The sequence below is a fragment of the Methylobacterium sp. NPDC097929 genome (assembly GCF_049543375.1).
In the GTDB taxonomy this organism is placed as follows: domain Bacteria; phylum Pseudomonadota; class Alphaproteobacteria; order Rhizobiales; family Beijerinckiaceae; genus Methylobacterium.
In genome coordinates, this window is sequence record NZ_JBMVEP010000003.1 from 1 (window position 1) to 22,175 (window position 22,175).

Here is a 22,175-nt window from a genome sequence, read left to right on the forward strand (position 1 = left end):
CTGCCGGACAGCTACCAGGATCACGACAAGCCGGAGAAGATGTACGCCGAGGCCGGGCTCGACGCCGAGGGCATCCTCAAGGCCGTCCGCGCCGCCCTGCCGGAGCAGAAGGGCGGCCGCACCGGCCACCTGCGTCTGGCCTGAGCCCGTTCGGCGCGGTGCTTGCCGCACCGCGCCATCGATGAGACAAGCGCCGCGCCGTCCCTTGCCCGTGAATCGGCGCGGGGACGGCGGCGGCGTTCCCGTTTGCCTTCGGCCCGGCTTTCCGCCGTGGGGCCGAGGCTTCCCGAGCGAGCACGATGACAGAGCCGACCCAAAGCGGCCCGTTTCCGGCGGGGCCCGTGCTGATCACCGGCGCCAGCGGCTTCCTGGGCGCCGCCCTGGTCGATGTCTTCCGCGCCGCGGGCTTTGCCGTGCGCATCTCCGTGCGCGCCTCCTCGCCTCGCACCAACCTGATCTGGCCCGATGTCGAGATCGTCGAGGCCGACATGCGCGACCGCGCGGCGGTGGCGAGCGCGATGCGCGGCCAGCGCTACCTCGTCCACGCGGCGGCCGATTACCGGCTCTGGGCGCCGGACATGGAGGAGATCGTCCGCACCAACCGCGACGGCACGCGCATCCTGATGGAGGAGGCGCTCAAGGCCGGCGTGGAGCGGATCGTCTACACGTCGAGCGTCGCGACCATCAAACCGCACGACGACGGCACGCCCGCCGACGAGACCCGGCCGCTGACCCCGGAGACCGCCATTGGCGCCTACAAGCGCAGCAAGGTCGTGGCCGAGCGCGTGGTCGACGAGATGGTTCTTCGCGATCGCCTGCCCGCCGTGATCGTGAACCCCTCGACCCCGATCGGCCCGCGCGACGTGAAGCCGACGCCGACCGGCCGCATCATCCTCGATGCGGCGCAGGGAAAGATCCCGGCCTTCGTCGATACCGGCCTCAACCTCGCCCATGTCGACGACGTCGCCGCGGGCCACCTCATGGCCCTGCGCAAGGGCCGGATCGGCGAGCACTACATCCTCGGCGGCGAGGACGTGATGCTGGCGCAGATGCTCGCCGACATCGCCGCCATCGTCGGCCGCAAGGCGCCGACGACGCGGCTGCCCTACGCGGTGATCTACCCGATCGCCTATCTCTCCGAGCAGATCGCCCGGGTGACCGGCAAGGCGCCGCTCGCCACCATCGACGGTGTGCGCATGTCGAAGTACCGGATGTTCTTCTCCGACGCCAAGGCGCGGGCGGAACTCGGCTATTCCGCGCGGCCCTACCGCCAGGGGCTGGAGGATGCGATCCACTGGTTCCGTCAGGCGGGGTACATGAAATGAGCGCCGCGCTTCAGACCGCGACCGACGCGCGCACGGGCAAGGGTCAGCACGACGAGAACTTCCCCGTCGCCTCGCACCTGATCCATCCGCGCTACCGCGGCGCGATCCTCGCCTTCTACAACTACGTGCGGGCGGGCGACGACGTCGCCGACCACACGGGGCTTTCGCCCGAGCGCAAGATCGAGATGCTCGACGCGCTCGCCGACGCGCTCACGGGCAAGGGCGGCTCCGACCCTTCCGTCGAGCCGCTGAAGCGCGAACTCGCGGCCCACCATCAGCCGCCGACCCACGCGCTCGAACTGCTCGACGCCTTCCGCATGGATGCGCGGAAATCCCGCTACGCGGATTGGGACGAGCTGATCCATTACTGCCGCTACTCGGCGATGCCCGTCGGGCGCTTCGTGCTCGACGTGCACGGCGAGGAGCCGGCGCGGGTCTACGACACCTCGGACGCGATCTGCGCCGCGCTGCAGGTGCTCAACCACCTCCAGGATTGCGGCAAGGATTTTCGCAATCTCGACCGGGTCTACATTCCCCTCGACGTCATGGCGAAGCACGGCGCCGACGTGTCGATGCTGGGCGCCGAGCGGGCGAGTCCGCAGCTGCGCGCGGTGATCCAGGAATTGGCCGAGCGCACGCTGGTGCTGCTCGAAGAAGGGGCGCCTCTCCCCAACAGAATCGACGATTTCCGCCTGAGCCTGGAGATCGCCGCGATCCATCGCCTCGCCGTCGTCCTGACCAAGGGCCTGCTGACCCGCGATCCGCTGTCCGAAAAGGTCCATCACGGCAAGGCCGCCTTCGCGCTTACCGCGCTCGGCGGCATCGCCGCCACGCTGGTGCGCCGCCCGTTCCGGTCGCGCGCGCCCCGTCCCGCCCCCGCCGGAGCCGGCCGATGAGCGCCACCGCCACGCCCCTCCCGGGCGAAACCTCCGAGGCGCCGGCCCTGCCGGCCGCCGGCTCGTCCTTCTACACGGCGATGCGCCTGCTGCCGAAGGAGCGGCGCGAGGCGATGTACGCGGTCTACACCTTCTGCCGCTCGGTCGACGACGTGGCCGACGACGGCGGCCCGCGCGAGGTCCGCGCAACGGAGCTCGACCGCTGGCGGGCCGATATCGACGCGCTCTACGCCGGCAACCCGCCGCCGCGGGTGAAGCCACTCGAGGAGCCGATGCGCCGCTTCGACCTCAAGCGCGAGGACTTCCAGGCGGTCATCGACGGCATGGCGATGGATGCCGAAGAGGACATCGTCGCGCCGTCCGAGGCCAAGCTCGATCTCTATTGCGACCGGGTGGCGAGCGCCGTCGGGCGGCTCTCCGTGCGCATCTTCGGCATGCCGGAGGCGGACGGCATCCGGCTCGCGTGGCACCAGGGCCGGGCGCTCCAACTCACCAACATCCTGCGCGACATCGACGAGGACGCGGAGCGCGGGCGGCTCTACCTGCCGATGGAGAAATTCCACAAGATCGGGCTGATGAACCCGACACCGCAGAGCGCCCTGGCGCATCCGCGCCTCGGCGAGGTCTGCTCCGCCGTCGCGGCGGAAGCGCAGGAGCATTACCGCCAGACCTGGGCGATCATCGAGCGCAGCCCGCGGCGGGCCACCAAGGCCGCCCGCCTGATGGCGGCCGCCTATCGGCTTTATCTCGATGCGGTGGTCAAGCGCGGCTGGGCGGCTCCGCGCGCGCGGGTCAAACCCGGAAAACTCTCCCTCCTCCGCGTCGCCCTGCGCCACGGGATTCTTTGAGATGTCGGCAACGGTTCACGTCGTCGGCGCCGGGCTCGCCGGCCTCTCGGCCGCCGCCTCGCTGGCGGAGGCGGGCCAGCGTGTGGTGCTGCACGAGGCCGCCAAGCAGGCGGGCGGGCGCTGCCGCTCCTATTTCGACCCCTCGCTCGGGCTCACCATCGACAACGGCAACCACCTGCTCCTGTCGGGCAACCGCTCGTCCCTCGACTTCATGCGCCTCATCGGCGCGCCGGACGACGCCCTGACCGGCCCCGAGGAAGCCGCCTTCGACTTCGCCGACCTGAAGAGCGGCGAGCGCTGGACCCTGCGCCCCAATCCCGGCCGCCTGCCCTGGTGGGTGCTGCGGGCGGGCCGCCGGGTGCCGGGCACCCGGGCCCGGGACTACCTCGCGCCGCTCTCGCTGATGATGGCCGCTTCCGGCAACAAGCCGGGCCGGAGCGGCACGATCGGCGAACGGATGTCCTGCGAGGGTCCGCTCTACGAGCGGCTCTGGCACCCGGTTCTGCTCGCCGCCCTCAACACCGACCCGCGCGAGAGCGATGTCGGGCTCGCCGCCACCATCCTGCGCGAGACGCTGGGCGCGGGCGGGCGCGCCTGCCGACCGCTCGTGGCCGTGCAGGGCCTCTCCACCGCCTTCGTCGATCCGGCCCTGCGCTATCTCGAAGAAAGAGGCGCCCAAATCCGCTACGGCCGCCGCCTACGGGCCGTGACGCTCGGGCAGGGCCGAATCGAGCGCCTCGACTTCACCGACGAGCCGACCGCGATCGGTCCCGACGATGCCGTCGTGCTGGCCCTGCCGCCGTGGGTGACGACCGACCTGCTGCCGGGCACGCCCGCGCCGCAAACCTTCCGCTCCATCGTCAACGCGCATTTCGCCGTGCGGCCGCCCGAGGGCGCGCCGCTGCTGCTCGGCGTCGTCGGCGGTCTGACCGAGTGGCTGTTCGCCTATCCCGACCGCTTCTCGGTCACCATCAGCGGCGCCGACCACCTGCTCGACGAGAGCCGCGAGGATCTCGCGCGCCGGATCTGGGGCGAGATCGCGGAACTCAACGGCCTTGCACGGGAATTGCCTAACTGGCAGATCGTCAAGGAGAAGCGGGCGACCTTCGCGGCGACGCCCGAGGAGGCCGCGCGCCGTTCCGGCGCCGCGACGCGCTACCGCAATCTGGTTCTCGCGGGTGATTGGACGGAGACGGGGCTGCCCTCGACCATCGAGGGCGCGATCCGATCCGGGACGATCGCCGCGCAAGCCCTGTTCCGGTCCGGGATGTGCGGACGGACACAGGCACAGGGAGTGGCTTGAAGGATATGACGCAGGCATCGAGACAGTCGACGGAGGCGAGAACGATGCGAGAGGCGGCCGCGAGCAAGGTCGAGACGCTGCAGCGTCCCAGGACCCGCGACGTATCCCTCGTCGATGTCGAGCGCGGCGTGCAGAGCGCCACCCGTGCGCTCACCGAGATGACGCAGGCCGACGGCCATATCTGCTTCGAGCTGGAAGCCGACGCGACCATCCCCTCCGAGTACATCCTGTTCCACCAGTTCCGCGCGACCGAGCCGCGGCCTGGCCTGGAAGCCAAGATCGGCAACTACCTGCGCCGCACGCAGTCGAAGGTGCATGGCGGCTGGGCGCTCGTGCATGACGGCCCGTTCGACATGAGCGCGACCGTGAAGGCCTACTTCGCCCTCAAGATGATCGGCGACGACATCGAGGCGCCGCACATGCGCACCGCCCGCAAGGCGATTCTGCAGCGGGGCGGCGCGGCCAATTCCAACGTGTTCACCCGCATCCTGCTCGCCCTCTACGGCGAGGTGCCGTGGACGGCCGTGCCGGTGATGCCCGTCGAGGTGATGCACCTGCCGAAGTGGTTCCCCTTCCACCTCGACAAGGTGTCCTACTGGGCGCGCTGCACCATGGTGCCGCTGTTCGTGATCCAGGCCAAGAAGCCCCGGGCGATCAACCCGCGCGGCGTCGGCGTCGCCGAACTCTTCGTCACGCCGCCCGAATCGGTGCGGACCTGGGCGGCCTCGCCGCACGCGACTTGGCCGTGGACGCCGATCTTCGGCGCGATCGACCGGGTGCTCCAGAAGACGCAGGATCACTTCCCGAAGGTGCCGCGCCAGCGCGCCATCGACAAGGCGGTCGCCTGGGTCTCCGAGCGCCTGAACGGCGAGGACGGCCTCGGCGCCATCTTCCCGGCCATGGTCAACTCGGTGCTGATGTACGAGGTGCTGGGCTATCCCCCGGAACATCCGCAGGTGAAGATCGCCTGCGAGGCCATCGAGAAGCTCGTGGCCGAGAAGGAGGACGAGGCCTACGTCCAGCCCTGCCTCTCGCCGGTCTGGGACACGGCGCTGACCAGCCACGCCATGCTCGAAGCGGGCGGCGATCAGGCCGAGGCCAACGCCCGGGCCGGCCTCGACTGGCTCAAGCCCCTCCAGATCCTCGACATCAAGGGCGACTGGGCGGCCACCAAGCCCGACGTGCGCCCCGGCGGCTGGGCCTTCCAATACGCCAACCCGCACTACCCCGACCTCGACGACACCGCCGTGGTGGTGATGGCGATGGATCGTGCCCAGCGCCAGCACGGGCTGGTCAGCGGCATGCCCGACTACACGACCGCGATCGCCCGCGCCCGCGAGTGGGTCGAGGGTCTGCAGAGCGCCGATGGCGGCTGGGCGGCGTTCGACGCCGACAACAACCACCATTACCTCAACCACATCCCGTTCTCGGATCACGGGGCGCTGCTCGACCCGCCGACCGCCGACGTGACCGCCCGCGTCGTCTCGATGCTGTCGCAGCTCGGCGAGACCCGCGAGACCAGCCGGGCGCTCGACCGCGGCGTCACCTACCTGCTCAACGACCAGGAGAAGGATGGAAGCTGGTTCGGCCGCTGGGGCATGAACTTCATCTACGGCACGTGGTCGGTGCTCTGCGCGCTCAACGCCGCGGGCGTCGATCCGCAGAGCCCGGAGATCCGCAAGTCGGTGGCGTGGCTCATCCGCATCCAGAATCCGGATGGCGGCTGGGGCGAGGACGCCTCCTCCTACAAGCTCAACCCGGAATTCGAGCCGGGCTACTCCACGGCTTCGCAGACGGCCTGGGCGCTGCTCGCCCTCATGGCGGCGGGCGAGGTGGACGACCCGGCGGTGGCCCGCGGCGTCAACTACCTGCTGCGCACGCAGGGCCAGGACGGGCTCTGGAGCGAGGAGCGCTACACCGCCACGGGCTTCCCGCGGGTGTTCTACCTCCGCTACCACGGCTACCCGAAGTTCTTCCCGCTCTGGGCCATGGCCCGCTTCCGCAACCTGAAGCAGGGCAACAGCCGGCAGGTGCAGTTCGGGATGTGATATTTTCGGGAGTTTTCCCAAATTCGGAAAACGGGCGGCGTGGGGACAATCCCGCGCCGCTTTCGTTTGTGCCGACAGATGAGCTGCGCCAAGCCGGTCCCCTGCATCGGCTCCTCCTCGACGCGAGCCTGCGAGACGATTGTTGATCCCCTGGGAACACCTCGACACCGCTGCCATCCCTGGCGAGACGGGCACGTTGCGCTTGATGCGCCGCGGCAGCGAGTTCTCGATCCAGCTCGACCGCAACGAACTCATGAACAGCCGCCTCAGCGGCTCCGAGGAAGCGCTGGCCCGCCTCTCCGCCGAGCGGATCGCGGGTGAGCCGGCGCCGCGGGTGCTGATCGGCGGCTACGGCATGGGCTTCACCCTGCGTGCCGCCCTGGCCTGCCTGCGGGCGACGGCGCAGGTGACGGTGGCCGAGATCGTGCCGGCGGTGCTGGCCTGGGCCCGCGGTCCGATGGCGGAATTGACCGGCCCCAGCCTCGACGATCCGCGTGTGACGATCCGCGAGGCGGATGTGGCCGCGGTGATCCGCGAGCGGCCGGGCGCCTTCGACGCGATCCTGCTCGACGTGGACAACGGCCCCGACGGCCTGACCCGCAGCGCCAACGACCGCCTCTACGACGCCGCCGGCCTCGGCGCGGCCCGCGCGGCGCTCCGCACCCGGGGCGTGCTGGCGGTGTGGTCGGCCCATCCCGACGCGGCCTTCACCCGGCGGTTGAGCCAAGCGGGTTTTTCCGTGGAGGAGGTGGCGACCCGGGCGCGCGGCACGCGCGGGGCCCGGCACGTGATCTGGTTGGCGGCGCGGCGCTGACGCCTTCCTCACGACCGCCGAAGCCAAATGACCGGCGGCTGCGATTCAGAGAGGGAAAGCCGAGGACGGCTAACGGTCGCGCAACTTCGCCGCAGGATCGACGCTGTCGCGCAGGATCGGATCGCTGATCGTCTTCAGCTTTGCATCGCTTTCCAGGCGATAGGCGCGTGCATCCTGGGCGATGGCGTCCATCCGCTCCTGCGCCCTCTGCAGGACTTTCTCGACCGCCCCGACATCGAGAAAGGAGTTCTTTTCGGGATCAAGCGCGGCCTTGGCCTTCTCCCAGTTCTGAGCGGTCCGATCAGCCTTCATCCGCTTTCTCCAGCTTCTCCAGATCGACCAGAAGTCCCTCGAAGGAGGCGACGGCCACGGCCTCGACGATAGTCCGGAAACTCTCAATGGCTGATTTCGCCGGGCGTTCGTTGCCATCGATGGAGACGACGAATTCCGGTTCCGTCACGGAGGCGTCGGTCCGGAATATAGGAATGCACATGACCCATTCCATGCCCTGCCAGACCTGCTTGCGCCGGAAGCGGTTGATGCGGCCGGTCAAGGCAATCGCGCTCGGGAGTGGCACCGTTTCGAAACACGCCTCGCCGCGCCTCCACGTCTGCCCCATAGCGGAACCGTCCATGGGCAGAAGCAGCCTCTCGTCGAGGTCGTCGCCGTAACCTGCACCGTACCGCAGGCGGAGCGACCGGCTGTGTCCCTCGTCGCACATCGCGAGCGAGACGCGGACACGGCGCTTCTCCGCGCCGAGCCGCCCCTCAACGGGTGTCGTGTCGAGCAGTTGCTCGACGAAGGCCCTCATGGCCTCGCAGGCCCTCTGGTAGAGGGCTGGCCGCTCGAACAGGCGCCGCTCGAGTTCCAACTCGGCCGCGGTCGTCGAGTCGGCCACCTGCTTGAAGACGGCAGATTTCTCGAGGTCGAAAGCCAGCACGTCGAGTTCGGTCTTCAACTCGATGAGTTCGAAGCGGCCGACGGCCCGGAGATTGAGGACCCCGGACCCGAACAGGGCGGTCCTAATGGCCGCGGGCAGCCAGTTGGTCGGCCCGATCTCGCCGCCGTCGCTCGAGGCGTCGGCGATCTCGAAGGCAAGGGTGAGGGTGTCGGGATCGAGGTTTCTCTCCTCGTCGAAGGGCCAGGCCGGCAGGTTCGAGACCAACCCGCCATCCACGAAGGTCTCTCGGCCGATCTTCTGAGGCTCGAACACGAGCGGGATACTGATCGACGCGGCGACGGCTTCCGCGACCGGGATCTCGGGCGTCGTCTCGGCGGAGAACAGGGCCAGCCGGCGTGTCGAAAGGTTCGATCCGACAATCTTGAGCGGAAGCAGGCCGCCCCTCCCGAAATCCTTCATCCGCACGATCCGGTCGGGCTCCTGCGGGAAGACCTTCCGGCTCATCAGCGTGCAGAGGGCCTGCTTGAAACGCTCGAGTCGCGCGAGGCCGGCCAGATGCGAGACGACCCAGCGCCCGGCGAGCCCGAGAACGGCGATCCATGCGGCCCAGAGAAGCACGGCGTAGAGAACGCCCGCCATCGCAGCCACGAGGAACGAGAGCAGGAGCAGAAGACCGGATGCGAGCGCCAGCGCACCCACGATCGTCCCGAGTCCGCTCTGAAGGACGCGACGGAGCACGGCAACCCTGTCCCATCCGCCGGGACCGAACAGATCGGGGGCCGTCCTCAGTTCCGGGTCGATTCGCGCGAGTTCGTCGAGGAGTGTCGTGCCGGCTTTCGGATCGACCATGTCGTCGGCGCCGAAGCCGGCGGCCTTCAGCGCCGCGACGATCGCGCCGGCCGACGTGCCCGACACGCCGTAGATCGCGACGTTCTTGTTTTCCAAGGCCTTGAGAGCGCCGATATGCACCAGACCCTTGGCGCCGCCCCCTGCGAAGGCCGTGTAGATGGGCAGGGTCTTCTCGTCGGCCTCGCGGCCGGCTCGCATCTCGATCGCCACGTCCGGTCGTCCTGCCGATTCGCCGCTCGTGGGCTCGGTGAACCCACGAACGACAATTGACAGATCAGGAACTCAACGAGAAGTAGAGCCGCAGCAAAAGTTCACGTTTGTTACGGGCGACGAAGGCCGCCGATCACGCCCCCCGACGCGCCATCAGCTGCTCGATCAGCGTGGCACCCGTCTCCAGGGCGGCCAGTTCCTCGACCACCACCGCCACCGTCTGCGCGATCTGCTCCGGCGTGTGCTCGGAGGTCATGAAGAAGCGCAGGCGCGAGGAGCGCTCCGGCACCGCCGGGTGGATGATCGGCTGCACGTTGATGCCGCGCTTGAACAGCCGGTCCGAGAGCGTCACGGCCTTGAGCGAATCGCCGATGATGATCGGGATCACGGCAAGGCCCAGGCTCGTGCCGGTGTTGAGGCCGTGCTTCTTGGCCAGCGCCAGAAACTGGTGACCGTTGCGGCGCAGGCGCTCCACCCGCTCGGGCTCAGCCTGCATCACCGAGAGCGCGGCCTCGGCCGCCGCGGCCAGCGGCGGGGACATGCCGACGCTGTAGACGAAGCCGCCCGCGGTGCATTTCAGGTACTCGACCAGCGCCGAGGGGCCGCAGATGTAGCCGCCGCAGGAGGAGAGCGTCTTCGAGAGCGTGCCCATCCAGATGTCGACGTCGGACGCATCGACCCCGCAATGCTCGTGCAGGCCCGCGCCGGTACGGCCGAGCACGCCGAGCCCGTGGGCGTCGTCCACCATCAGCCAGCAATCGAAGCGGCGCTTCAGCTCGACGAAGGCGGCCAGATCCGGCGCGTCGCCATCCATGCTGTAGAGGCCCTCGACCACGATCAGCGCCCGGCGATGCTCGTGGCGCGTCGCCTCCAGGAGTTTTTCCAGGGCGGCCGGGTCGTTATGAGCGAAGGAGCGGCGCTGGGCACCGGAGAGCTGCGCGCCCGTCACCACGCTGTTGTGGATCAGCGCATCGTGGAAGATCACGTCCGGCGCTTCCAAAATGGCGCCGATGGCGGTGACGTTGGTGGCGTGCCCGCTGACCAGGACCACGCAGGCATCCGTGCCGTAATGGGCGGCCAGCGCCCGCTCCAGCTTGAGATGGCCCGGTCGCTCGCCCGCCACGATCCGGCTCGCCGAGGCCGAGGTGCCGAAGGCCTCGATCGCCTTGCGCGCCGCCCCGCTCACCGCCGGGTGCCCGTTGAGGCCGAGGTAATCGTAGGACGAGTAGTTCGAATAGGCCTGCCCCTCGATGCGGGTGTTGGCGCCCGCCCGGGTCTCGTGCACCCGGAAGAACGGGTTGCCGAGGCCGATGAGGTCGGCGGCCGAGCGCTGCAGGCGCAGCTCCCGGTAGCCGGTCAGCTTCTCGAAATCCTGGATCGACTCCTCGGCCGCTCCCCTGTCCTCGACCGGGGCGGGGCCGGCGGGCCGCGCGTTGGCGCGGCCGAGCCGGTTGGTGACGAAGCTCGCGAGCGCGGCCCGCCCGTCCTGCGGGCGTGACGGCTGGGTCATGGCAAGATCTCTTTGATGTCCGCGACGTTCTTCTCGACGAGTTCGTTGAACGGCGTCAGCGTGGCGGCGTCGAGGTCGCCGACATGCTTGGTGGCGAGGCTGAGCGTGACGCCCGCCGCCTCATCCACCGGCGCCGCCACCGCCTGGATCAGGGTCTCGGTCAGCTCGTTGACGGTGAGGCCAGAGGAGATGCCCGCGGGCGGCGCGTCGAGGGCGAAGCGCTCCTGAAGGCTCGCCCCCAGTTCCACGCCCATCAGCGAATCGAGGCCGATCTCCGAGAGCTGGCGCACGCGGCTGATGTCGTCCTTGGGCAGGCGCAGGATGCGGGCGATGTCCTCGACGATGGCGTCCGAGACGGTCTTGCGGACCGTATCGATGTCCGCGGAGCGCAGCAGCGCGCCGATATTGATGGCGGCCACCGTGCCGGATTCGGCCTGCTGATCGGTGCCGAGGCTGCCGTAGCTCGGCGAGCGCAGCGTGGCGAGGCGCTCCCGTGCCTTGCCCCAGTGCATGGCGGCGATGGCGATCACGCCCTCGTCGCTCGCACCGCCCTGGCCCTCCAGCGCCTCGGCCATCAGGTCGAGGCAGAGGCGGGCCTCCATCGGCGTTACGCCGACGCGGGAGGCCAGCGTCTCCATCACCGCCTTGTTGCGGGCGAGCACGCCGACATCGCCGATGGCGCCCCAGGCGACCGCGAGTGCGGGCAGGCCGAGGCGGCGGCGCTGGCGGGCCAACCCCTCCATGAAGCCGTTGGCGGCGACGTAGGAGCCCTGGCCGGGATTGCCGATAAAGGTCGTGGCCGAGGAGAACAGCACGAAGTAGTCGAGCTTTCGCCCACGGGTCGCGGCGTCCAAGTGCCCAGCGCCGATCACCTTGGGGGCGATCACCGCTTCCAGCGTCTTCGGCTCGATCGCGTTGATCAGCCCGTCCTGAAGCACCATGGCGCCGTGGATCACGCCGGCAAGGCGGTTGCCCGCGGTCTCGATGCCGTCGATCAGCGTCTCGACCGCGCGGCGGCTGGTGATGTCGCAGGCCCTGGTCTCGACCGTCACGCCGCGGGCGGCGAGTTCGGCGATGACCGCGCGGCCCTCCTCGCTCGGCCTGCCCGAGCGGCCGACGAGCACGATGCGCTTGGCGCCCCGGTCGGCGAGCCAGCGCGCCGCCTCGACGCCGAAGCCGCCAAGACCGCCGGTGACGAGGTGAACGCCCCGCTCGGCGACCACGAAGGGCTGGCGCTTGACCCGCGCCACGGAGCCGGGTGCCGGCGGCGTGACGACGATCTTACCGACATGCCCCGATTGCTGCATGAGCCGGAAGGCGTCGGAGGTCTCGTCGGCGGCGAACGGCTGGTAGGGCAGCGGGCGCAGCCCCCCTTCGGCGAAGAGTGCCATCACCTCGCGGAACATCCGCGCACCGTCCTCGCCCTGGTGCTGAAGCACCTGATCGAGATCGACGCCGAAGTAGGAGAGGTTCCGGCGGAACGGCCGCAGGCCGATATGGGTGTTGGCGACGTAGTCGCGCTTGCCCAGCTCGACGAAGCGCCCGAACGGCCGCAGGCAGTTGAGCGAGCGCTCCATCATCTCGCCGAACAGCGAGTTGAGCACCACGTCGACGCCGTCGCCGGTGATGCGGCGGACATCGTCCACGAAGGCGAGCGAGCGCGAATCGAGCACGTGCTCGGCGCCGAGCGCGGCCACCAGCGCGCGCTTCTCCCGCGAGCCGGCGGTGGCGATGACCCGCGCACCCTTCCACTTGGCGATCTGGAGTGCGGCGAGGCCCACGCCGCCCGCGCCGCCATGGACCAGCAGCCACTCGCCCTTGCGCAGACGGGCGCAGGTGCAGAGCGCGTAGTAGGCGGTGAGGAAGGCGACCGGCACGGTGGCGGCGGCCGCCGGATCGAGCCCCGCCGGCATCGGTGCCACGACCATCTCGGGCACCACCACGTGGGTGGCGAAGCCCGACTGGGCGAAGGCGACGACGGGATCCCCCACCGCGAAGTCGACGACGCCCGCGCCGATGGCGGTGACGCGGCCGGAGACTTCGAGGCCGAGGCGGGGGCCGGCGAAGCCGTCCTCCAGAATCTCCTCCGGGAGCATCGAGAGTGCCCAGAGCACGTCGCGGAAGTTCAGGCCGGTGGCCGCCACCGCGATCTCGACCTCGCCGGGACCGGGGGCGGCGCGCTCGGCCGGCCCCCAGACCATCTCGTTGAGGCCGCCCGTGTTGGAGCGCTCCAGCCGGGCGGCCGGGGCCGCCTCGCCGGCCGTGTTCGCGGCGCGGCCGGGATGGAAGCGCACGACGCGGGTGGCGTCGGCGTCGAGCACGATCTCGGTCTCCTCGGTGCCCGACAGGATCAGGGCGCGCAGCCGCTCGGCCGCGTCCTTCGAGGAGAGGGCCGGCGCGAGGTCGATCCGGCGGACATCGAGATTGGCCGCCTCGTTGGCGAGGGTCCGGCTGAAGGCCCAGACGCCGGCCTCGACCGCGGCCGCCTCGCCGCCCGCGTCGCGGGTGGCGCCGGGGGCGACGACCCAGAGCCGGGTCTGGCGGCTGCCGAGATGCTCGGCGCAGCGCTTCAGGCTGAGGCAGCGGTCGCGCAGCCGCGTCGCCGCCTCACCCTCGCCGGCGAAGGCGCCGGCCAGGAACACCACGGTGTCGGGCGTCTCGCGCTCCAGTTCGAGCAGCGACTGCTCGGAATCGAGGATGATCGAGACGTGGACGCCGCTGGCCACCAGCAGGGTCGCGAGCGACGAGGCGGTCTCGGCACCGAAATCGTCGTCGGAGCCGACCACGAAGGCGAAGCTCTGGCCGTGGCCGAGGGCCGGACGGACCGGGGCCTCGGCCACGAGGAGCAGGTCGTCGCCGTTGGCGGAGGCGGCCCGGTCGGCCGAGACCCGCACCAGCCCCGAGGCGCTGAGGCGGCGCTGCCAGCCCGTCACGTCGTCGAGGCGCGAGACCGGCATGCCGGGAGCCGCCTCCTCGAACCAGTCCGGCGCGAGGCCGAAGACGAGATCGCGGAACAGCGAGGCGCCCGGCTCGACGGCGACCAGCAGCCCGCCCGAGGCCAGGGCCGCGGAGAGCTGTCCCGGCAGGGCCTTTTCGGAACGGTGCAGCACGTCGCTGGCCAGGACGAGGTCGAAGGAGGCGGCGGGCAGAGCCTCGCCGGCCTCGGCCACGGTAACCGAGCCCGGCAGGGCGAGGCGGGCGCGCTCGGCCAGCCGCCGGTCGGTCTCCAGCACGGTCAGGCGGGCATCGGCCTCGCGGGCGAGCGAAGCGGCGCGGGCCGAGAGCGGCCCGAAGCCGACCTGAAGGATGCGCAGGGCGCGATCCTGCGGCAGGCGCTCGCGGCTCCCGGCGACGATCCGGGCGATCACCTCGGCGGAGGCGCGGGCCGTGGCGCCGCGCAGGTGGAACGCGTCGAGCGCCGCCGGCGGCAGGCTCGCCGCGGTCACGGCCTCGCCCGCCACGATCCGCCCGACCAGCGCCGTGGTGTCGGCGAGCAGCACCAGCTCGGCGGCCAGTTCCGGATGGTCGGCCGCGATCCAGCGCATGGTCTCTTCGGGCGCGGGCAGGGTCACGTCCCGGCGCAGGCGCCAGGTTCCCTTCTCCAGCGTCGCGAGGCCGCTGCTCTCCAGGGCGTAGAGCGCGTTGACGGCCCAGGCGTGCAGCGCCTCGGGCAGGCGGCGGTCGAGGATCACCCTCCCCTTCTCGGACAGGCCCTCGGCCAGCCGGTAGGCGAGCGCGGTGGCCCAACCCTCCAGTAGCAGGTGGCCCGGTCCGAGATCGGCCGTGTCCGGCGCGGTCACGGCGGCAAGGCTCGGACGCACGCGCTCGGCCACGCTCGGACGCCGCTCCAGCGGCAGGGCGGTCGGCTCGGTGGCGCGCTCGACCCCTTGGGTGATGGCGTAGGCATCGAGGTCGCTGCCGCCCTTGACGCGCAGGGCCTGGAAGCGGCCCTCGCAGATCGTGGCGACGACCTCGCCCTCGGCATCGGTCAGGGTGAAGTCGGCCAGGATCGAGCGCTCGTTGCAGCGCCGTGTGCGGATCTCGGCCCGCGCGATGGCGCCGCCGGGGCGCAGCAGGCGCACCTCGCCGAAGCGCACCGGCACGTAGGCCTTGGTGGCGCCCTCACCCATCAGCTCGGCGAAGAGCAGGATCAGGCCGTGGAAGCAGGAATCGAGGCGCGCGGGCACGAGGCCGTAGCGGGCGTCGGCCTCGGCCGGGATCAGCTCGGAGACGATGGTGGTCTCGTCGATGCGGGCCGAGGCCGCGACCTGCCGGAAGTTCTCGCCGAAGCCGAGGCCGGAGGCGAGCGCCCGGCGGTAGAGCCCTTCCCCCGAGATCGCGTGCTCGGCCGGCACCGCGAGGTCGCGGCGGGCCGGCGCGGGGAAGTCGCCCTCGATGATCTTGGCCGAGGCGTGGAGCTGCCAGGGCGTCGGGGTCAGGCGCGGACGGCTGAGGATCTGGATCTGGTTGCCGGAGCCGGACAGGCGCACCAGCACCTCGCGCAGGGATTCCTCGGCGAACACCATCGGCGAGAGAATCTCGACGTCGGAGAGCGTGACGTTCTCCGCGCGCAGCGCCTGGCGGGCGACGTGCAGCGCCATCTCGACGAAGGCCGCGCCGGGCAGGATCACCTGTCCGTCGATGCGGTGGTCGTCGAGTTCGGGCACCAGGGCGGCGTCGAGATGGCCGTGCCATTCGAGCCCATCGGGCGCGAGCCGGGTTCCGGCGAGCGGGTGGTAGGGGCGCGGCGCGGCGCCGGCCCCCTCGGTCGTCTCGGCGAGGCGGAACGGCCGACGCTGCCAGGGGTAGTGCGGCAGGGCGACGGCACCGGCGGGGTCGGTGCCGAACACCGCCGCCTCGTCCACGGCGGCACCCGCGACCAGGGCGGCGGCGACCGCCTTGGCGATCGGATCGCCGCCGACGGGCTTGCGGTGCAGCACGCCGACCGAGGACACCTCGATGGCGAGCGGTTCGATGGCGTCGCCGATATGCGGCAGCAGGGTCGCGCGCGGGCCGACCTCGACGAAGACGCGGGCACCCTGGCGGGTCGCCTCCTGCAGCGCCTCGCAGAAGCGCACCGGCTCGCGGATGTTGCGCCACCAGTAGCCGGCACCGAAGCGGGCGCCGGGCAGCACCGTGCCGGTCACCGTGGAGACCATGGCGGTGTGGCCGGCGGCAGGCTTCAGTCCGTCGAGGTCGCGCAGGAGCGGACGCTCGGTCGGGTCCATCAGGCGGCCGTGGAAGGGGTATTCGAGGTCGAGCTTGCGTCCGCGGCGGCGCTTGCGGGCGAGCGCCTTCATCGCGGCCTCGATGTCGGACTCGGGGCCGGCCACCGTGATCGCCTTGGGGCTGTTGTAGGCGGCGATGTCGAGGGTCGGGTAGTCGGCGAGGAAGGCCTCCATCTCCTCGACCGGCCCGAGCAGCACGGCCATGGTGCCGAAGCCGCGGGTCGATTCCTGGTGCTTGCTGCGGAAGAAGATCACCCGCACCGCCTGGTCGAGGCTCAGGTTTCCGGCGGCCTCCGCCGCGGCAATCTCGCCGACGCTGTGGCCGAGCACGAACCGGGGCTTGAGACCCCGGGCGCGCAGGGCCGCGGTCGAGGCGCTCTGGATCGCGAAGATCAGCGGCTGCGACACCCGGGTGAGCGAGAGGCGCGCGTCGAGATCCTCGGCGAACATCGCCTCCTTCAGCGACCAGCCGGAGAGCCGCTCGAACAGCCCGTCGACCTGATCGAAGCGGGCGCGGAAGGTCGCGTTCTCCTCATAGGCCTCGCGGCCCATGCCGACCCACTGGCTGCCGTTGCCGGAATAGACGAAGGCGACCTCGGCGTTGCGCTCGACGGCGGTGCCGACCACGGCCGCATCGCTCTCCTCGCCCTCGGCCAGGGCGCGCAGGGCGGCCGGCACGTCGGTGGCGGGGGTCAGCGGCAGGGCCAGCCGCGTGGAGAGACGCTCGCGGCGGTGGAACGCGGCGGCCGCCACGCGGGCAGCTTCCTCCGGCGCGGCATCGTCGAGGCGCGCGGCGTAGTCGAGGGCGAGATCGTTCAGGGCGGCCCGGCTCTGGGCCGAGAGCAGCAGGATTTCCGGCGCGCGACCGGCGTCCTTGGCTGCGGCGACCGGAGCCGGGTCGGTCAGCACGACGTGGGCGTTGGTGCCGCCGAAGCCGAAGGAGTTCACGCCGGCGAAGCGCTCGGTGCCGTCGCGGGGGAGCGCCAGCGGCGCGCGGTTGACCGCGAGCTTCAGCGCCTCGAACGGAATCTCGGGGTTCAGCTCGGGCGCGTGCAGCGAGGGCGGCAGCAGGTCGTGCTCGAGGGCGAGGCTGGCCTTCAGGAGGCCCGCCAGGCCCGAGGTCGGCTCGGTATGGCCGATGTTGGTCTTGATCGAGCCGATCGGCAGCGGCGCCTGGCGCGGCTTGCCGAGCTTGGAACCGATGGCGCCGGCCTCGATCGGGTCGCCGACCGGGGTGCCGGTGCCGTGCGCCTCGACGAAGGCGATCCGGTCGAGGTCGATCTCGGCATCGCGGTAGACCTGCTCCAGGAGCGCGCCCTGGGCATGGCCGGAGGGCAGCGAGATGCCGGTGGTGCGCCCGTCCGAGTTGACGCCGCTGGCCGCGATCACGCCGCGCACCGCCCGTCCGCTGCGGGCGGCAGCCTCGGCCGATTGCAGGATCAACACGACGCCGCCCTCGGCGCGCACGTAGCCGTCGGCGCTGGACGAGAAGGCCTGACACAGGCCGGTGCGCGAGAGCATCTGCGCGTTGGAGAAGGAGATGAAGTTGAAGGGGCTCGCCAGGATGTTGGCGCCCGCCACCACGGCGGTGTCGACCTGACCCGCCTCGATCGCCGCGATCGCCGCGTTGAGCGCCACCAGCGAGGACGAGCAGGCCGTGTCGAGGGTGAAGCTCGGGCCCTTCAGGTCGTAGATGTAGGAGATGCGGTTGGAGATGATCGAGAGCGTGTTGCCGGTGGCGGCGTAGGCGTCGCCCGAGGACGGGTCGAGAATGCGCAGGTTGCCGTAATCGAGCGCCGAGGCGCCGACGAACACGCCGATATGGCTGCCGGCCACGGCCGAGGGGCGCAGGCCCGCATCCTCGAACGCTTCCCAGGTCAGCTCCAGCAGCATGCGCTGCTGCGGGTCCATCTGCTCGGCCTCGCGGGGCGAGATGCCGAACACGCCCGGATCGAACGACCAGATCTCATCGAGCACGCCCGCCGCCCAGGTGTAGCTCTTGCCCCGCTCCTGCGCCCGCGGATGGCCGTAGGCCTGCAGCGACCAGCGGTCCTCGGGGATGCGCGAGACGGCGCAGCGCGCCTCGGTCAGGAGCTGCCAGAGGCCCTCGACGTTGGAGGCGCCGGGCAGGCGGCAGGCGCGGCCGACGATCGCGATATCTTTGCGGTGAGTCACGTCGATCCGTTTATGCTCGTGAAGCAGGGACCGGGCCTCGGCCGGTGAAGGGCGACTTCACCGAAACCCAGAACGTTTCGCAAACCGTCCGTCGTGTCGCGGCCGCCCTGAGACGGCCGCCGACCACCGGAAGTTTCACGGGGCGTTCTAGTATGACCGTCAGGACCGTCCAACCCGCTTGGCTGCAACCTCTCCCTTAATCCAGAGAGATTGGGAGATTGTGTGGCACGTATTCATCAGTGAAACGTTGACGGCTGAGGCTCGATGCGCGGTCGAGGTCAACAAAAATCAGCATCGGCGAGCAACGCGAAGTCGAAAATTGCCACAATTCCGCCGCGACCTGGGCGAAGATTTTGTGAAGACTATCGATACTAGTCGATGCGGAAGATCAAGAAATCTGTCCCGCCCGCCCGCGCGGGAGCGAACAATTCTTCATCCGCGCAAGTCGCCCCTCGCCCGCGGGCCAGATCAAAGGCGGCTCAACTCCTCTCAGCCCTCGCCCGCTCTCCGCGCGCCGCCGAGGGCACTCAAGCAACGCCGACGCCGGAATAGGCGAAACCGTGCCGCTCGGCCTCGCCGGAGGCATAGACGTTGCGCAGGTCGACGAGGACGGGCGCGCGCATCAGCCCCTTCAGCCGGGCCAGATCCAGCGCCCGGAAGGCGTTCCACTCCGTCACGATCACCAGCGCGTCCGCGCCCTCCGCGCAGGCATAGGCATCCTCGGCATAGGCCACGCCGTCGAGCAGGGGCCGCGCCTGCTCCATCCCTTCCGGATCGTAGGCGATGATCGCCGCGCCCGCATCCTGCAGGCCGGCGATGATCGACAGGGAGGGCGCGTCGCGCATGTCGTCGGTATTGGGCTTGAAGGTCAGGCCGAGCAGCGCGACCCGCTTGCCCCGCACGGAGCCGCCGCAGGCCGTGATCACCTTGCGCGCCATCGCCCGCTTCCTCTGATCGTTGACGGCCACCACCGTCTCCACGATCCGCACCGGCGTGCCGTGCTCCTGCGCCGTCCTCACCAGCGCCAGCGTGTCCTTGGGAAAACAGGAGCCGCCGTAGCCGGGGCCCGCATGCAGAAACTTGCCGCCGATGCGGTTGTCGAGCCCGATGCCGCGGGCGACCTCCTGCACGTTGGCGCCCACCTGCTCGCAGAGATCCGCGATCTCGTTGATGAAGGTGATCTTGGTGGCGAGAAAGGCGTTGGCGGCGTACTTGGTCAACTCGGCCGTGCGCCGGCCGGTCAGCAGGATCGGCGCCTGATTGAGGTAGAGCGGGCGGTACACGTCCTGCATCACCGCGGCAGTGCGGGCATCCTCGGCGCCGATGACGATGCGGTCGGGCCGTTTGAAGTCGCCGATGGCCGCGCCCTCGCGCAGGAATTCGGGGTTGGAGGCAACCCCCACCTCAAGGTCGGGGCGCGCCTCGCGCAGGATGCGCTCGACCTCGTCGCCGGTGCCCACGGGCACGGTCGACTTGGTCACCACCACGGTCGGGCCGGTGAGCGCCTCGGCGATCTCCCGGGCCGCGGCGTAGACGTAGGAGAGGTCGGCAAAGCCGTCGCCGCGGCGCGAAGGCGTGCCGACCGCGATGAACACGGCCTGGGCCCGCGCGACGGCGGGCTTGAGGTCGGTGGAGAATGTCAGGCGGCCCTGGCGCACGTTCTCGGCGACCAGCGCGTCGAGGCCGGGCTCGTAGATCGGCATGCGGCCCTCTTCGAGAGCGGCGATCTTGGCCGGATCCTTGTCGATGCAGACCACCTCGTGGCCGAAATCGGCGAGGCAGGCGCCCGATACCAGGCCGACATAGCCCGACCCGATCATCGCGATTCGCATCGATGTCTCCGCATGAGAAGCCGGGCCCGCTTCGACGGTTGTTGCGGTGCACTCTCTAGCCCGGTTCGCCCGGCGCGCAAACCGGCGCCCCGCCTCACAGCCGATAATGCGCCGCGGCCCGGGACAGGTTCGGATTGTAGTAGGGGTCGGCCCGCAGCACCGGCGCCCAGCGCTCGCGCATGACCCGCGATTCGGCCTCGAAGCGGGCGCGCTTCTCCGGCGTGTCCTCGGCCCCGCGGCTCTTCGACTCGTGGTGGACGAGCCGGGCATGCGGCGTCCAGACGATGCGGTGGCCCGCCGCCCGGATCTTCAGGCACAGGTCGACGTCGTTGAAGGCGACGGCCAGATGCGCGGCATCGAACCCGCCCACTTCGGAAAAGACCGCCGCGCGCAGGGCGAGGCAGGCGCCCGTCACCGCCGAGACCTCCTGGGCCAGCACCATGCGGGCGAAGTAGCCGGGCTCGGCTCCCGGCAGGCCGAGATGGCTGTGGCCGGCGATGCCGCCGATGCCGAGAACGATCCCGCCGTGCTGGATCGTGCCGTCAGGATAGAGGAGCTTGGCGCCGACCGCGCCGACCTCCGGATCGCTGGCGATCGCGGCGAGTTCGGTGAGCCAGCCGGGCTCGATCACCTCGATGTCGTTGTTGAGGAACAGGAGAAGGCTTCCCGCTGCGGCGGCGGCTCCACGGTTCGACAGGTCCGAGAAGTTGAACGGACCCGGCGCCGCCAGCACCCGGAAGCGCGGATCGGAGGCGTAGCGCGCGAACAGATCCCGCGTGGCCGGCTCGGTGCTGCCGTTGTCGACGACGATGACTTCGAGAGCCGGGTAGTCGGTGCGCGCCAGCAGCCCGTCGAGCGCGACGGCGAGCAGGTCCGCCCGGTCGCGGGTCGGGACAATCACCGAGACGAGGGGCGCCGGCTCCGGCAGGGGACGGACGAGCCGGTTGAAGCCCTGCGCCCCCCGCTCCGCCCGCGCGCCCCTGCGGGCCGCCACCTCCTGGAGCGCCCGCAGGCGCGCATCCTCGGCCCGGGCCAGCGCCCGGTCGGAGAAGGTGCCGGAGCCGGCCGCCGCCCGCCAGTGATAGAGAATTCTGGGGATGTGGCGCACGCGCGCGCCGTCGAGTCCCTCGGTCAGGCGCAGGAGCAGGTCGTGGTCCTGGCTGCCCTCGAAGCCGGGGCGCAGCCCGCCGAGCCGGCGCAGGGTCTCGACGCGCACCGCGCAGAGATGGTTCACGTAGTTCTGGCCCCACAGCAACTCGCGGTCGAAGCCCGACTTGAAATGCGGCTCGAAGCGGCGGCCCTGGGCATCGACCTTGTCCTCGTCGCTGTAGATCAGTTCGAGGGCGGGGTCCGCCCGCACCGCCTTGGCGACCTCGAACAGCGCGTTCTCCGAAAGGAGGTCGTCGTGGTCGAGGAAGGCGGCGTAGGCGCCGCCGGCCAGTCCCAGGGCGTCGTTGGTCGCCCGCGCGATGTGACCGTTCTCGGTCCGGCGCAGATGGCGGATGCGCGGCTCCTCCGCCGCGTGGCGGGCGATCAGCCGGGGGATGCGCGGGTCGGTGGAGGCGTCGTCGGCGATGCAGAGTTCCCAGACCGGGTAGAGCTGCGCGCGCACCGAGCGGATCGCCGCGTCGAGCACCCGCGGATCGGGATCGTGGACCGGCATCAGCACGGAGAGGAGCGGCGGCGCCTCCCAGACCGCGATCTCGGCGCGGATGCGGGCGCGGTCGGCCTTCGACAACCGATCGAAGCGGGCGATCCAGGCGGCGTAGCCGGTCTCGGCACGGTGGGCGAGCGCGCGGGCGATCAGCCCGCGGGCGCGCACCTTCAGGCCGAGCAGGCGCCACGTGACCGCCTGCGCCGTCAGGCCCGGCTGACGTGAGGCCGCGCGCGCCACGATCATACCCCGGCCGCGGCGACGGATCGCGAACGCCTCGAGCGAGAAGGGGTTCGTGCGCGAGAGCGCGCTCAGGCGCAGGGCCGCGACACCCGGCGGAAGCCGCCCGGTCCAGGCGAAGGCGTCGCCGCCGACCGGCTCCTCGGCCAGGACGAGGCTCTCCCCATCCGCCGACACCGCGCTGAGCAGGGCGCGCGGAATGCCGCCGCCGCCGGGATCGCGCCATGTCAGACTCACCCAGGCGCCGCCGAGGCGCACGCCGGTGAGGTCGATGCGCAGGTCGATCCCGTCCGCGCCCGTGACGGGCAGCGCCCGGCGGCCCAGCCGTGCCCGCTCCGCCAT

The 22,175-nt window shown here is 70.8% G+C and carries 12 protein-coding genes; 6 read left to right on the forward strand and 6 right to left on the reverse strand.

All coding sequences use genetic code 11. The features are described 5' to 3' along the window. Positions 1-299 precede the first annotated feature (299 nt). From hpnA to ACPCJR_RS10435, 6 genes are all read left to right on the forward strand, one after another. The gene (gene hpnA, locus ACPCJR_RS10410) at positions 300-1,325 is read left to right on the forward strand and encodes a hopanoid-associated sugar epimerase (RefSeq protein ID WP_391512368.1); all 1,026 of its coding nucleotides are present in this window, start codon (positions 300-302) and stop codon (positions 1,323-1,325) included. Next, entirely contained in the window at positions 1,322-2,221 is a 900-nt protein-coding gene (gene hpnC / locus ACPCJR_RS10415; RefSeq protein ID WP_391512367.1) for a squalene synthase HpnC, read from the forward strand. Before hpnA ends, hpnC begins: the two co-directional genes overlap by 4 nt. Next, entirely contained in the window at positions 2,218-3,069 is an 852-nt protein-coding gene (gene hpnD, locus ACPCJR_RS10420) for a presqualene diphosphate synthase HpnD (protein ID WP_391512366.1), read from the forward strand. Before hpnC ends, hpnD begins: the two co-directional genes overlap by 4 nt. Position 3,070: 1 nt before the next feature. Next, positions 3,071-4,372, forward strand: coding sequence for a hydroxysqualene dehydroxylase HpnE (gene hpnE / locus ACPCJR_RS10425; protein WP_391512365.1), 1,302 nt, complete (start codon positions 3,071-3,073; stop codon positions 4,370-4,372). Positions 4,373-4,416: 44 nt separating this feature from the next. After that, positions 4,417-6,420, forward strand: coding sequence for a squalene--hopene cyclase (gene shc, locus ACPCJR_RS10430; protein WP_391512364.1), 2,004 nt, complete (start codon positions 4,417-4,419; stop codon positions 6,418-6,420). A 142-nt stretch (positions 6,421-6,562) separates the two neighbouring features. Next, positions 6,563-7,234, forward strand: coding sequence for a spermidine synthase (locus ACPCJR_RS10435; RefSeq protein ID WP_391512363.1), 672 nt, complete (start codon positions 6,563-6,565; stop codon positions 7,232-7,234). 69 nt (positions 7,235-7,303) lie between these two features. On the opposite strand, the gene ACPCJR_RS10440 is transcribed toward ACPCJR_RS10435, so the two are convergent. From ACPCJR_RS10440 to ACPCJR_RS10465, 6 genes are all read right to left on the reverse strand, one after another. After that, positions 7,304-7,546, reverse strand: a complete 243-nt coding sequence (locus ACPCJR_RS10440) for a hypothetical protein (protein ID WP_391512362.1) — start codon at positions 7,544-7,546, stop codon at positions 7,304-7,306. Next, complete coding sequence (locus ACPCJR_RS10445; RefSeq protein ID WP_391512361.1) at positions 7,536-9,194, reverse strand: patatin-like phospholipase family protein; 1,659 nt, start codon at positions 9,192-9,194, stop codon at positions 7,536-7,538. Before ACPCJR_RS10445 ends, ACPCJR_RS10440 begins: the two co-directional genes overlap by 11 nt. Before the next feature lie 133 nt (positions 9,195-9,327). Beyond that, positions 9,328-10,704 carry an aminotransferase class I/II-fold pyridoxal phosphate-dependent enzyme gene (locus tag ACPCJR_RS10450; protein ID WP_391512360.1) on the reverse strand — a complete coding sequence of 459 codons (1,377 nt, stop codon included), beginning with the start codon at positions 10,702-10,704 and terminating at the stop codon, positions 9,328-9,330. Continuing rightward, positions 10,701-18,107 carry an SDR family NAD(P)-dependent oxidoreductase gene (locus ACPCJR_RS10455; protein ID WP_391512359.1) on the reverse strand — a complete coding sequence of 2,469 codons (7,407 nt, stop codon included), beginning with the start codon at positions 18,105-18,107 and terminating at the stop codon, positions 10,701-10,703. Before ACPCJR_RS10455 ends, ACPCJR_RS10450 begins: the two co-directional genes overlap by 4 nt. Before the next feature lie 527 nt (positions 18,108-18,634). Beyond that, complete coding sequence (locus ACPCJR_RS10460; protein ID WP_391512358.1) at positions 18,635-19,939, reverse strand: UDP-glucose dehydrogenase family protein; 1,305 nt, start codon at positions 19,937-19,939, stop codon at positions 18,635-18,637. 94 nt (positions 19,940-20,033) lie between these two features. Next, positions 20,034-22,175, reverse strand: coding sequence for a glycosyltransferase family 2 protein (locus ACPCJR_RS10465; RefSeq protein WP_391512357.1), 2,142 nt, complete (start codon positions 22,173-22,175; stop codon positions 20,034-20,036).